General features: G+C 39.3%; 15 protein-coding genes. 6 read left to right on the top strand and 9 right to left on the bottom strand.

Annotated elements, in window-relative coordinates:
- The first annotated feature begins 86 nt into the window (after positions 1–86).
- Entirely contained in the window at positions 87–803 is a 717-nt protein-coding gene (locus QNM16_RS14685) for an SIMPL domain-containing protein (protein ID WP_284021189.1), read from the top strand.
- A 248-nt stretch (positions 804–1,051) separates the two neighbouring features.
- Here QNM16_RS14685 and QNM16_RS14680 read toward each other — a convergent pair whose 3' ends face one another.
- Together QNM16_RS14680 and QNM16_RS14675 are read right to left on the bottom strand one after the other, a co-directional pair.
- Complete coding sequence (locus QNM16_RS14680; protein ID WP_284021188.1) at positions 1,052–1,219, bottom strand: hypothetical protein; 168 nt, start codon at positions 1,217–1,219, stop codon at positions 1,052–1,054.
- A 628-nt stretch (positions 1,220–1,847) separates the two neighbouring features.
- Positions 1,848–2,798 (bottom strand): LysR family transcriptional regulator, encoded by a 951-nt coding sequence (locus tag QNM16_RS14675; protein ID WP_284021187.1) that lies wholly within the window; start codon positions 2,796–2,798, stop codon positions 1,848–1,850.
- Positions 2,799–2,950: 152 nt separating this feature from the next.
- On the opposite strand from QNM16_RS14675, the gene QNM16_RS14670 reads away from it, so the two are divergent.
- Complete coding sequence (locus QNM16_RS14670; RefSeq protein WP_284021186.1) at positions 2,951–4,156, top strand: MFS transporter; 1,206 nt, start codon at positions 2,951–2,953, stop codon at positions 4,154–4,156.
- A gap of 11 nt (positions 4,157–4,167) precedes the next feature.
- Positions 4,168–4,701, top strand: a complete 534-nt coding sequence (locus QNM16_RS14665) for a hypothetical protein (protein WP_284021185.1) — start codon at positions 4,168–4,170, stop codon at positions 4,699–4,701.
- Between the two features lie 73 nt (positions 4,702–4,774).
- Here the strand turns inward: QNM16_RS14665 and QNM16_RS14660 are convergent, their stop codons facing one another.
- The gene (locus QNM16_RS14660; RefSeq protein ID WP_284021184.1) at positions 4,775–5,254 is read right to left on the bottom strand and encodes a nuclear transport factor 2 family protein; all 480 of its coding nucleotides are present in this window, start codon (positions 5,252–5,254) and stop codon (positions 4,775–4,777) included.
- 133 nt (positions 5,255–5,387) lie between these two features.
- On the opposite strand from QNM16_RS14660, the gene QNM16_RS14655 reads away from it, so the two are divergent.
- Positions 5,388–5,786 carry a winged helix-turn-helix transcriptional regulator gene (locus QNM16_RS14655; protein ID WP_284021183.1) on the top strand — a complete coding sequence of 133 codons (399 nt, stop codon included), beginning with the start codon at positions 5,388–5,390 and terminating at the stop codon, positions 5,784–5,786.
- A gap of 22 nt (positions 5,787–5,808) precedes the next feature.
- Here QNM16_RS14655 and QNM16_RS14650 read toward each other — a convergent pair whose 3' ends face one another.
- From QNM16_RS14650 to QNM16_RS14635, 4 genes are all read right to left on the bottom strand, one after another.
- Complete coding sequence (locus QNM16_RS14650; protein WP_284021182.1) at positions 5,809–6,870, bottom strand: Kelch repeat-containing protein; 1,062 nt, start codon at positions 6,868–6,870, stop codon at positions 5,809–5,811.
- A gap of 110 nt (positions 6,871–6,980) precedes the next feature.
- Positions 6,981–7,433 carry a hypothetical protein gene (locus QNM16_RS14645; protein WP_284021181.1) on the bottom strand — a complete coding sequence of 151 codons (453 nt, stop codon included), beginning with the start codon at positions 7,431–7,433 and terminating at the stop codon, positions 6,981–6,983.
- 22 nt (positions 7,434–7,455) lie between these two features.
- Positions 7,456–7,842, bottom strand: a complete 387-nt coding sequence (locus QNM16_RS14640; protein ID WP_284021180.1) for a thiol-disulfide oxidoreductase DCC family protein — start codon at positions 7,840–7,842, stop codon at positions 7,456–7,458.
- Positions 7,843–8,071: 229 nt separating this feature from the next.
- The gene (locus tag QNM16_RS14635) at positions 8,072–8,281 is read right to left on the bottom strand and encodes a hypothetical protein (protein WP_284021179.1); all 210 of its coding nucleotides are present in this window, start codon (positions 8,279–8,281) and stop codon (positions 8,072–8,074) included.
- Positions 8,282–8,459: 178 nt separating this feature from the next.
- On the opposite strand from QNM16_RS14635, the gene arsH reads away from it, so the two are divergent.
- Both arsH and sigZ read left to right on the top strand, forming a co-directional pair.
- Positions 8,460–9,203 carry an arsenical resistance protein ArsH gene (arsH, locus tag QNM16_RS14630; RefSeq protein ID WP_284021178.1) on the top strand — a complete coding sequence of 248 codons (744 nt, stop codon included), beginning with the start codon at positions 8,460–8,462 and terminating at the stop codon, positions 9,201–9,203.
- Positions 9,204–9,250: 47 nt separating this feature from the next.
- Positions 9,251–9,826, top strand: a complete 576-nt coding sequence (gene sigZ / locus QNM16_RS14625) for an RNA polymerase sigma factor SigZ (RefSeq protein ID WP_284021177.1) — start codon at positions 9,251–9,253, stop codon at positions 9,824–9,826.
- Positions 9,827–9,936: 110 nt separating this feature from the next.
- On the opposite strand, the gene QNM16_RS14620 is transcribed toward sigZ, so the two are convergent.
- Together QNM16_RS14620 and QNM16_RS14615 are read right to left on the bottom strand one after the other, a co-directional pair.
- Entirely contained in the window at positions 9,937–11,271 is a 1,335-nt protein-coding gene (locus QNM16_RS14620; RefSeq protein WP_284021176.1) for an N-acetylmuramoyl-L-alanine amidase, read from the bottom strand.
- A 284-nt stretch (positions 11,272–11,555) separates the two neighbouring features.
- Positions 11,556–11,978 carry an energy transducer TonB gene (locus QNM16_RS14615; RefSeq protein ID WP_284021175.1) on the bottom strand — a complete coding sequence of 141 codons (423 nt, stop codon included), beginning with the start codon at positions 11,976–11,978 and terminating at the stop codon, positions 11,556–11,558.
- Positions 11,979–12,373 lie beyond the last annotated feature (395 nt).

Genomic DNA, 12,373 nt, shown 5'->3' with positions numbered 1-12,373 from the left:
AGACAGCTAAAAAAGTAGATAAATATCATTACCTTTGCTTTTGAACCATGCTAATTTGATATCAAAATAATAATAATGGAACCACTATGAAAGCCATTTATTTCACACTTATCTCCCTTTTCGCCATGTCCGTGTATGCCAATTCACCACTGCCCGACAATAGACATGTAAGTATACAAGGCAGTGCAACAGTTGAGGCAAAGCCCGACCTTGCTGATATTTCTTTTGAAATTGAGGTCATGAAAAGTACTGCTTTGGCGGCAAAGCAAGAGCTAGATAAACGGGTCAATGCCTTATTAGAGGGATTGAGTACATTTGATATTAAAGATGATCATGTCTCGGCGTCTAGTTTATTAACTGAACCTAATATTATTTATGATGATGAGGACAACCCAGTAGAGTCGGGTTATATCGCCACTCGCTCAATCACGGTCACGCTAACCAACATAAATAAACTGAATGATTTTCTAAATTTCGCCCTGAGTGTAAAAATCGACACAATAGACGACATTAAATTCAGCTCTTCAAAATCATCTCAATACAGACAAGAAGCAACCATGAAAGCTGTTCGCAACGCAAAGGATAAAGCAAATATGTATGCCGAGGCTTTTGGTGCTAAACTTGGCCAAATCTACAGTATCGACCCCAACGCTCATGGCTCTAGATATCAATACGGTATTGAGCGCATAGAAGTGACTGGCTCGCAGATTGATAACACTTACTTATCCGCTGGACGCTATTTACATGCAACCATTACATTTTCTGCGTCAGTGAATGCCGTTTTTGATTTAAAAGTAAATTGAACCTTAAATAAAGCATCGCTTAACATAGGCCTCGTGCCCAACCTATTTCTGATAAGCACTTTGTTTTATCTTTTCGAGTGCATCAGCTAAAAATGATAAGAAAATTCGTACTTTGGCAGGTAAATTGAAGAAGACGAAAAAACTATTTTTTGGAGTAGTTACACGACAGGGGAAAAAAGAATGTGATAAAAGCCTATATGACTGGTACATCGCCACATAAGCTCAATTAAATTTTCAAATGACTAGCATTAGTGATTTTCTGGATTTGGATGCACTTGAACTAACTCATGGCAACCGCTTACGCAGTTCGAACAAACTCCACCAGCTACATTCGGCGTTAGTGCATTAGGTAGTTTACGTTTATCATTTGACAATGTTGCCAAATTTTTCTTCTTTATTTTTAATATTTTTTTCATAGTCGAACTCTATTATTTATCCTTATTTACAAATTACGTATTAGCAAAGCTAACGAATAGTCATATCGCAACTTATAATGCCAACCCCTTTTGTGTTCTCACTAGACAAAACCACCTTGCAGAAAATTATCCTATGAATATTTGTTAATGCATACTCAAGAACAAAAAACAAACATTAGCAACAAAGTTAAGCCTAAAATAATAATACATATAAATAATAATAAAACTCAACAAAAATATAAAAACATTAACACCCACATCTTCGAACAGGTTACTCAACACCCAAAAAACAAAGTCAAAAAATCCTTTTATAAAAATATTAATTAAAAAATCAAGATTAAACCAAATAAAAAACAGGAAAACTTTAATATAAGCACATTTTAAAATGAAAAATTAAATATATTTCTTAATAGAACTAACTCATTCTAATTATAAGTTATTTAACCAACTTAATCACATATCTCTTCGCAATGCAAAGGATAGGACGAGTATGTATACCAAGATTTTTGAGGCGATACAGTGAAAAAATCTATAGTATTGAGCGCATAAAGAGACTGGGTCACAGATGCTCTGCGCCAGTGAATACCATGATTGATTTAGACATAAAATAATCGGACAGAGATGCTCGTCATCGCACATAAGCGACTCGTTCAGCCCATGTCTGATAAGCACTTTCATTTTGCTTTTCGAGTGCATCCGCCAAATATGAGAGAAAGACCCGCACTTTAGCAGGTAAATAAGTACGTTTGGGATATATTGCAAATACTCCGTTCTCAATTTGAGGGGGCCTAAAATGTGGATAGACAGATACCAGCCTACCTGCTTCTAAGCCCGCTTTTGCCAAAAAGTGCGGTAACTGTGCAAACCCTAATCCATCCTCACACATTGCCACCATCATTTCCCCATCGTCCGTAATATGACTAGGCTCAAGGCCATAAAGAGCATAATCACCTTGCTCGTCTGGTAAATAAACAGGTTGTAGTTGCTGTGTTTCTTTAATGCGAAATCCTATCCACTGATGTGCTTTAAAATCCTCTCGTAGTGCAGGCGTACCATTTTTAGCTAAATAGTCTGGTGATGCACAGACAAAAAAATCCATTGGGCTGAGCCTTTTCGCAACTAACCGACTGTCTTTCACATAACCAGTTCGAATTGCAATATCTACACCACTCTCAATGACATCCGTATGCAAGTCATTAATTTGCAAGTCGAGTTTAATCTCGGGGTAACGCGCACAAAACGCAGCCAATACGGGACGTAAGTACAAATGCCCATAACATACCGCAGAGTTAACCTTCAACACGCCGCAGGGCGAGTCGTTGAGGTGTTTAATCTCCCCTTCGCACGCAGAGAGTTCCTGCAACAGCTTTCGAGCAGTAGATAAATATTGCTTACCTGCATCAGTGACACTCAACTGTCTGGTTGAACGCTGGATCAGCGTTACTTGAAGCTGTGCTTCCAAACGGCTAATTGCTTTACTCACCGCAGATGGATCTGTATTACAATATGCAGAGGCCGCGGCAAAGCTACCTTCTTCACAAGTCGCAATAAATAGCTCCAATGCTCTTAACTTATCCATTTGATAGCTTCCTTCTTATTTTTCACTCCAATATACCAGTTTGATCCGTGAATTATATTCATGGTTGAACTGTATTTTTTACTATTTTTCCATGAGTGGTGCCTTCATACACTGAGCTAACCATTTTAAAGTACTATTTTGGAGGCTAAGTTTTGCGACAATTCAACGAGGATACACCAGACAAACAACCGTTACGGCTATATTTTGCGGTTGCTTTCATTGCTATGTCAGGGCTCTCTTATATCAATTTTTTACCAGGTTTAATGAATGCCCTAGCAATTGGCTTAGGGTATGCAGAAAGCCAAGCCGGTCAAATTGTTGCACTCAATGGATACGGTGCTTTATTTGGCACTGCGCTGGCTATTTTAAGTGTGAAATATATACATTGGAAACCGACGATTATCAGTGCCATGTCTGTATTACTGCTCTTGGAATTAACCTCTCCCGCCATTATTAGCTTTGACACCCTGTTGGTATTGAGATTTGCCACAGGTTTTGCCGGTGGGCTGGCCGTTGGCGTGTCATTTTCTGTGCTTGCAAAAATGTACAATACAAATCGGGCTTTTGGCTTTTTATTATTTATTCAATTTATCATTGGTGCACTAGTGATGTACACACTGCCACAGCTTGAGCTTCACCTAGGTGCACATGCTGTATTTTATGTTATGGCGACAATTGCGGCCTTCAGTATATTAATGGCAATAAGTATTCCTGCTGGGCGCTTTGCAACTTACATTAAGTCACAAGAAAGTTATACAAGAGTAGGCTCTCTTGGCCTTTCAATAACAATTATGCTAGTCATTTTTATTTATTTAACCGCAGCCAGCGCGCTTTATGCTTATGTCGGTTTAATTGGCATCAAAGCAAATTTAAATGAAGCGCAAGTGAGTACTTATATTTCTTTTACAGGATTGTTGGGCCTGCTCGGTGCTGTCATTCCCATGATACAAGCGCCATTTATTAAAAGACGGCCACTGACCGTAATCAGCATTTCATTATGTCTCGTTGCGGTACTCGTATTACTTCAACCAACCATCTCCAGAACCGCCTATATTGTCGCACTAGCCCTGTTCTTCTTTGCGTGGCCTGCTGTGCAATCCTTTTTATTTGCCACGATAGCTGATATCAGCCCCAGTGGACGACTGTCTACTATAAGCTCACTCGTATCCTCTATCGCGATGGCGTCAGGGCCCATGCTAGCCGCATTTTTAATAAAACCAACTGACTATAGCCTGATGCTCACCATCTGTGCGTCGCTATTTGTGCTTTGTGCAGTCATTTTATATATGCCGCTCAAAATAGCGCCTCCTGCAAAGGGGCAATCTACTCCCACTCTTACCACTCAAGCTAAACAATAAAAGGAAGTATCATGATCAGATTTTTGCTTAATAAACAGATACAAGATATGAAATCGAGATACGATTATGATGTGCAATATATGGAAGATATTTTGCAGTCTAATTTAGCCGCTTTTTTCAAATATTGGGGTTTTACTAGCATGTCATCCCATAACGCGCAGGTGCCCATTGGTCCATTATTTGCCGCGCGCATACGCACACTCATCAATGAAGATTGCGGGCCCTGCATACAACTTGCAATCAATATGGCATTAGAAGCTGAATTAGACCCGGCGCTTATTGAAAATATTATAAAAAACCAGCAAGACATGGTGCCTAAAGAGGTGGCACTTACCATGCGTTTTACCGAACTGGTACTGGCCCATGACCCTGATGTAGATGAGCTCAAAGCACAAATTGTTTCTCTTTGGGGCCAATCAGGGCTAATTACGTTAAGCTTTAGTATCAGCACCTACCGCGTATTTCCAACGCTCAAATATGCGCTTGGCTATGGCAAAACCTGCCATAAAATTGAGATAAATAAAGCGGTGTATAAACCGAGTTAACTCTAAAAAAGACGTTTAACATTGCCCACTTTAGCCAATAAAAGTGGGCTCAAAAACTTCGTTTGAACCAGAATTAAAAAACCCCATTCGCATTGTTAATTTTACCGCCCATAAACAAGTTATAAAGTCGCATAGACATATCCAATGGCTGTATCGCATCCCAATGTTCGACTAACCTCCCCTCTCTCACAGTCCACGTATCGATAATGTTCATGCCTTTTGTATCATCGCCTCGATGCTTTGCTTTTAACGTCGCATGAGAGTGAATGATCACTTGTTCACCATCAACAAACATGCGTTTGACGTCATAGCTAAACTCAGGTGCTAATTTCACAAAGTCTTTAAGCGTTTTTATCACACCACCGATACCATCAGCCATGGTACGGTTGTGCTGCTTGTATTGATCTTCTCCAAAGCGCGCGATTACTGCGTCAAAGTTGTGATCGTTCATCAGTAACTGCACAAATCCGACTACAGCTTGGGCATTACCAAGTTCTTCTGCTTGCCAGTGAGATTGAGTTAGTGCTTGTAAATTGATCTGTGGTGTACTCATTGTTTGCCCTTAAAACTTGATTCAACCAAGGCTTTAATAGCCTCGCATTTAACTTTTAAAATGCAAGTTAAATTATTTGATTGCAAAATGCAAGTGAATTATCATATAAGGACATCGAACAAAGAGACCTATTATGACCAAACGTTCTGATTGCCCTATCTCTAATGTGCTTGATATTGTTGGGGATAAATGGAGTTTACTGATCATCAGAGATCTGATGTTTTTTGCTAAACATTCTTACTCTGAACTACAAAACTCAGAAGAAAAGATGGCTACCAACATTCTATCCAGTCGCTTAGAGAAGTTAGAAAAGCAAGGACTCATCAAGAAATTACCTGATAAGAAAGATAAGCGAAAAAAGGTATATCAACTCACAAAGTCAGGTATGGATTTAATGCCGACTCTGTTAGAAATGATACTTTGGAGCGCAAAGCACGCCCCAGATTTAAATATACCAACGCAATTAGTCGAACGTGCACAAAACGACCGTGCGGCATTATTAGAAGAGCTGATGGCAAATATTCAACAATAGTTACAATCCAAATTCTGTTTTTTTATTGTAACGACATGCGCTCAAATGTGGCGGAGGTACCCGTTGCCCCCGCTTGCGTTGCTCCACCAAGCAAATAGATGTGATTGTTTACAGTTAATGCACCAAGCCCATGGCGCGTCGAGGTCATTGTAGTCGGTTCAGTATGCCAAAGGTTGGAGTCTGGATCGTAGCGCCAAATACCATCAAAGGTACGCGTTTTCATTTCTCGCTCTCCCTGATTGTTCGTGATGTATGTATACTCTTCACCACCAAACACATAGATTTGGCCATTTAAAACAGCGCTAGCTAGTCCAGCACTGGCCTGCGGCATGTTTGCAAGGTTCTCCCAGCTATCCTGCTGGGCATCATATCGCCATAAATTATCGAGATTTTTAAAATCTAGTGCATTAACACGACCACCCATCACATACCATTGATCTTTGATCACCACTGACGTAGCTGAATTACTGGCTATAGGCAAAGGCGCAGCTTGCTGCCACCGACCTGCCTTCAATACCCAATGCGCATTTGTATCGCGCAATTTACCGTTTATCAAAGTGCGACCACCAGCAACATGCACATGGCCATTAACCACACCGTATACTGATTCTCCCATAGGTATTGGCAAGTCTGGGCCAGCTCCCCATGTATTGTGCCCTTTTTGTAATGTGTAAACAGTTCGTTTTACTTGCCATGCATCATGTGAAGTTGCATTAAACCCACCTATTGCATAAAGCATATTGTCATTGGCTATCAGTCCTAAATGGTGTCGAGATTCTGGCAATACAGGGCCACTCATCCACTTTTTATTTTGTGTATCATAAACATAAGTATGTTTAGATGCCGCCAAATGAGCGAGCACAGCATGCTCAGGAGACATTTTTTCAAAAGCCCCTGCGACATATACTTTTCTATCAAAGGCGGCTGGGTACACTTCTTGAAGTGGTGCAGGTAACCTTGTCTGTGATTGCCAGTGGATATTTTTTGGCTCAGGCACTGTGCCTAGCGTTGAATCAACAGAACAAGCTTGCAGTGCAATAGCGCAAAAAGAGGCGATTAAAATTGCGTAAAACTTTTTATTCATAGGTTGAAGTGGTTACATTCGTGGTCTGAGAAGTAAAGCATACTCAGCCCCTAATGCCTGTGACTTTTTCCTCAACTTAAAACTTATGTAACTAAATTAGCATATTAGACTTAAAGCGCTGCTTGTAGATAGGCAATGATTTGTCGTTTTTGCCGAGCGTTGAAAACATAGTAGCCAAAGCGAATTGTGTTTTGTGACTTATCTGTGATGCTAAGCTGCTTCCCCAGTAAGCCATATGCCACCTTAAATTCAATAATTTCAGAGCGAGATAGCAAGCTACTTTCTCCGAGTCGTATCAATTCAAAACTATCTTCGCTCAGTTTAACACCGTGTTCTACCATGCGACTTTTTCCTGTATTAAATATAGCTAACCAGATAGGTGGAACCGTGACAATGAAAGCAATGAATACGAGTGCAACATGTATTTGATCCTGATTTACACGCACATCAAACGCTAAAATACACAAGCTCGCAATCGCAAATTGTAGCAAAGAAAAACATGCAACTTTATAAGCTCTATCTATCACATTTTGTAATCGAGACTGGATAATTAACTTGACCATCACCTTCCTTGATAGCTGTCTATTAACGGCGGCACACACCGTTTTCGCAACGCGACTTGCCTGTCAGTAAATACGAGATACGATACCGATTTTTTGCAAACAACAAATAAACCTGATCCGCGATTGGTTTAATTAAAGGCCAGCGCAGTGGTGCGTACAGCCACCCCATGCCTACCAACTGCCAAGCTCGATGTGTGACGTCTAATCCGAGCAACAAGCCGCCTTGTTCATCAAGCGCATGCAGAATTAAATTGGCTTGATTTGGGTCTATGTTTGGGTAGTTAACAAACTCATCACTGTGTATATCCACTGTTTTAATATGTGCAGCCTTGTCACGTTTAATCAATGCCGTCATTTCCTTCACGCAAAGAGGGCACGTACCATCGTAAAATATCGTTAGTTTAGTCATATTTCTCACTCTTGTTTATAACCAGATACGTACATGCAAAAAAATACGATCAGCACTGCGTTTATAAATACACATTAACGCAGAACGCGCGGAGATTAAACTAGATTACGAGAAATTAGCTTATGAGAAGCATCACAAACGCATGAGGGTTTTAAAGTAAAAAGAGCCACAATTGGGTAGCTCTATTTCTCATTAGTATATTCAATCTTAGCTAACTACTTTGCTATGATTATCGACCACCAAAAACGCGCGGAGTGCCACCTTCATTGATACAACGAAAATACGCGCTATTGATAGAGCCATCACTATATGCCTCCTCATACCACAAGAATGAGCCGTTTTTATAACATACGACGTAAGTAGCTTCTTCAGCTGAAGAAACACTAGGCAGTGAAATAGTAATGATGGTTGCTAATGCAGCAAGTGTTGTTTTAATCATTATTTGTCTTTCCTTATTATAATAATTGATGTGATTTTATAACCACAAGAAAATGCTAACAAAACAACACAAAAAAGAAAACAAAATATAACAAGTATAATTTTCAGAAATTAAGATATATTTTCGTCTTTTTGCACACTCCCCCGTCTTATAGGTGTTAATTCTTTTGGAGGCATTTATGCAATATCTCGACACTCACACATTCAACTTACAAACCCCAGTAAAAACTGCATCTGAACACAAGCCAAAAGTGCTTATTTTATATGGCTCACTAAGAGTCAATTCCATAAGTAAAAAAGTAGCCATTGAAGCGGGCAATATACTGACTTACATGGGCGCAGAAGTCAGATATTTTAACCCACAAGGTCTACCCATATTTGACCATGGAGAGAGTGCCGAACACCCCAAAGTCTTAGAGCTTCGAGATTTAGTCACTTGGTCTGAAGCACAAGTATGGAGCTCACCAGAACTACATGGCAATATGTCTGCAGCGCTTAAAAACCAAATCGACTGGATCCCCTTATCCATTGGTGCAGTGAGACCCACACAAGGTAAAGTGCTTGCCGTCATGCAAGTCAGCGGTGGTTCACAAAGCTTCAATGCGGTGAATAATATGCGTATTTTAGGACGCTGGATGCGCATGCTAACAATACCTAATCAATCTTCGGTAGCGAAGGCCTATAATGAATTTAATGATGATGGCTCCATGAAGGCAAGCAACTATCGAGATAGAGTTGTTGATGTGATGGAAGAACTGATGCGTTTTACTTATTTAACCCGAGACAATAAAGATTTTTTAGTAGATAGATACAGTGAGCGAAAAGCCCAAGTTACTCCACAAAAAGAAATACCTCCAGCGATGGCAGATATTTTAGAGCAAAAAACACCATCAGTTGAAACTAAACAGATGTCGTGCTGCTAATATAAATGGGCAATAGTAAATATGCTATTGCTCTTTTGAGAGTTGATATGACCATAGAAGAAATCTGGCAAGAATATAGAAGCAGTTTAAATGCGTTTTTACACAGCAAAGTGTCCAACCCTGACGACGTTGAAGACTTATTGCAAGATGTGTTACTAAAAACGCATCTCGCCATGCACAGTTTAAATAAAAAAAGCAGCGTCAAAGCATGGCTTTTTCAAATAGCACACCATACTGTGATAGATCATTACCGCAAAAATGGACAGGAGAAACACATTCAATCACAGCAACTATGGTATGAATCGCAGCAAAGAAATATAAAAATGGAACTGGCACAATGCATCAAGCCTTTTATCCAGTCACTGCCCCAGAGAAGTGCCTATTTACTGGAAGAAGTTGAGCTCGAGGGTAAAACTCAAAAACAACTCGCACAAGAACTATCTATCAGCTACTCGACGGTAAAATCCCGAGTACAAAAAGCTCGAACAGAGCTGAATGACGTTTTTCATGCTTGCTGTGACTATGAATTGGATACACGTGGCAACCTCACTGAGTATCACCCAAAAGCGGATTTTGATGCACGCACATTGAAATCAACTCGTAAGCAGAGTAAATGCAAATAAATATAAAGATTTAATTCGCTAGGCGATTGCTGACTAAAGGAATAAGCACTCAACGCAGAATAACACTTACAAGTAAAATACTAACATGAATAAACTAAATTACTGCCCGATCACTGCGGGATCATCAACTTCTGTCCGACATGAATAGTGTTAGACTTCAACCCATTTTTTTGTTTCAGTGCTGACAAAGAAACGTTATAGCGCTGTGCAATAAGCGATAAAGATTCACCATTTACGACGCTATGCACAGGCGCATTTTTACTTGCCAATAAAGTGCCTTTGGGAGGGTAACGAGTAAAATAATTTTTAATTGCGCCAGTGATCGCAACCGCTAATTTTTTCTGGTGAGCAGGATTATTTAAGTTTTTTTCATCTTTTGGGTTTGATATAAAACCCGTTTCAATAAGGACCGATGGTATATCTTGCGCCGTCAATACCGCCAAACTTAACCCGACAGGTTTTGTCTTGTGTAACTTAGTCACCTTTTTTAACTCTTTTAAAGCTTCTGTAGCGAACACATAGCTGCTTTGAGTCGTAAACTCTTTGGTCATGTCAGCAAGGATCACCGCCAAATTATCGTCTTGCGTAGTTTTAATGATTTCTCCTGCGCCACCAAGTAATTGAGACTCTTTTTCTCGATTCGCTATTACTTTAGTAAATTCCGAGTTCGCTCTTCGAGCCGACTGTACCAAAACAGAAGCGCCATTAGGTTGAGAAGAAGTAAAAGCATCAGCGTGAATTGAGATCAATAAATCGGCTTTATTTTCTCGCGCCATACGAGGTTTTCTTTCATGCCGGACAAAATAATCTCCTGTACGAATCAAAACTGCTTTCAAACCATGCTGACGATTTAGTTGAGCAGCTAACTTTTTAGCTATTGCCAAAGTGACATGCTTTTCATAACTGCCGTTATATCCTATAGAACCCGGATCATCACCGCCATGTCCAGCCACAATCGCAATGACAACGTCTCTATTTTCATCAACCTTTTTATTTTTAACCACGGATTTAGGCTTAGCGGTATCATGCATCTCCACAACAAGCCTATGTCCATATTGCCCCGTGGGTGCTAAAGGAAAAACGACTAGTTTATATGTACCATCCAGCTCTAACACAACACGCTTTGATTTTTTATTCTTAGGTTTGCTGGTACGAATTTTTTTAACTCTATGATCGCTTCGAGCCAACTTTTTAAAGTCAATTTGAGCTCGGCTATTACTAAAGTCTATGACCAAGCGATTCGGTGAGCGTAAACTAAAAAACGAATAATCAGGCTTGTCTTTTAAATCGAAAACGACTCGCGTGCTCGACGGTGCTGACCAAAGGCGAACGGATTCGATGTTATTATTTGCATGTACTTTTATACTATTAATACACACAAAGAGTATAACGAGCACTAAAAATGAGCTTGTTAAAAGTTTTGAAGTTACTAAATTGGTTTTCAAAGCTAACCCTTTTAAGGCCTAAGGCAAAAAATACTGCGTTATTAAAGATTATACTAGCAAACAAGATAAAGTAAGTGAAATTGACATTGTCAGAATAACACACCTCAATGAGCAAGGTTTTATCATTAAGTCATTGTGAGACGATTTAAACTTCGATTTGTGTATTAGCCTAATAAAAGGTATTAGTGTAAGCTGTGACGGGCTCTCACTGAGAGCTTTAAGCTGTAATAATAGAGCAAAGCATAATAAACTTTGCTCACAGCCATATTCAGTTTATACCAAAATTACGCAGAAGTGCATTCAGGGACTGTTTGAATCGGTGTCATAGAAAAGTCTAACTGCAACGTAGTTCGGACAGGATGACTAAATTGATTGTCATCAGCTGGTTTCCATTTAAACTTTCTTAATGCCTTTTTAGCTGACAAATCAAAAACCTCACTTGGTACAGATTTGATGATTTGAAGTTCTGATACCCTACCTTTACTTGATATAACCAACTCAAATTCCACACAACCTCCTACACCGTTTTCAGCAGCCCTAATCGGGTAGATAGGATGAACAAACTCTGTATTTTTCCAATATTGCTCTGTTGGCGTATTTGATTTTGTTAAATCTATAATATTATTCTTTTCACCTTGCTCTAGATTACTTGATGAAGAACAGCCAAATAAAAATAGAACCACGATCCCTAATGAAAGGCTTTTCATATATATCCTTTATATATTTAAAATGTAAACCAAAAGAAATAAAACAGTAGCACCAAAAGTGCGAAATGTAAATTATACTTCAATATGTACTCCAACATCACACTATATAAATATCCATTCATTCAACTATCGCCTAAGCCTCTGATTTTATTAATTCATCACAGAAGAGAGTTCTTTAAAAAGTGCATAGATGTTCAGAGCTCGAATCCACTGGCATTCTCCAAACAAAAACCAAAAAAGGGGAGCTTTCAAACCGTATTAACAATAATACAAAAACGAGAAATACCACTGTAAATAGTAAAATTAAGATAGCTTTTTGGTAAATCAACTTCTTTTATTGACCGATTTATAAACTTGAAACAACTAGATGCAAAAGGGTCAGCACAACAAGATTG

This window comes from Pseudoalteromonas umbrosa (genome assembly GCF_030125375.1).
GTDB lineage: Bacteria > Pseudomonadota > Gammaproteobacteria > Enterobacterales > Alteromonadaceae > Pseudoalteromonas > Pseudoalteromonas umbrosa.
The sequence above is the reverse complement of the archived record's forward strand: the minus strand, read 5'-3'. Positions and strand labels throughout refer to the sequence as shown.

Bases quoted from the DNA above. Each gene is read 5' to 3' on its own strand.
- QNM16_RS14635 (WP_284021179.1), bottom strand. From the start codon at position 8,281: ATGATTAAAACAACACTTGCTGCATTAGCAACCATCATTACTATTTCA.
- QNM16_RS14675 (WP_284021187.1), bottom strand. From the start codon at position 2,798: ATGGATAAGTTAAGAGCATTGGAGCTATTTATTGCGACTTGTGAAGAA.
- QNM16_RS14655 (WP_284021183.1), top strand. From the start codon at position 5,388: ATGACCAAACGTTCTGATTGCCCTATCTCTAATGTGCTTGATATTGTT.
- arsH (WP_284021178.1), top strand. From the start codon at position 8,460: ATGCAATATCTCGACACTCACACATTCAACTTACAAACCCCAGTAAAA.
- sigZ (WP_284021177.1), top strand. From the start codon at position 9,251: ATGACCATAGAAGAAATCTGGCAAGAATATAGAAGCAGTTTAAATGCG.
- QNM16_RS14650 (WP_284021182.1), bottom strand. From the start codon at position 6,870: ATGAATAAAAAGTTTTACGCAATTTTAATCGCCTCTTTTTGCGCTATT.
- QNM16_RS14645 (WP_284021181.1), bottom strand. From the start codon at position 7,433: ATGGTCAAGTTAATTATCCAGTCTCGATTACAAAATGTGATAGATAGA.
- QNM16_RS14665 (WP_284021185.1), top strand. From the start codon at position 4,168: ATGATCAGATTTTTGCTTAATAAACAGATACAAGATATGAAATCGAGA.
- QNM16_RS14615 (WP_284021175.1), bottom strand. From the start codon at position 11,978: ATGAAAAGCCTTTCATTAGGGATCGTGGTTCTATTTTTATTTGGCTGT.
- QNM16_RS14680 (WP_284021188.1), bottom strand. From the start codon at position 1,219: ATGAAAAAAATATTAAAAATAAAGAAGAAAAATTTGGCAACATTGTCA.
- QNM16_RS14660 (WP_284021184.1), bottom strand. From the start codon at position 5,254: ATGAGTACACCACAGATCAATTTACAAGCACTAACTCAATCTCACTGG.
- QNM16_RS14685 (WP_284021189.1), top strand. From the start codon at position 87: ATGAAAGCCATTTATTTCACACTTATCTCCCTTTTCGCCATGTCCGTG.
- QNM16_RS14640 (WP_284021180.1), bottom strand. From the start codon at position 7,842: ATGACTAAACTAACGATATTTTACGATGGTACGTGCCCTCTTTGCGTG.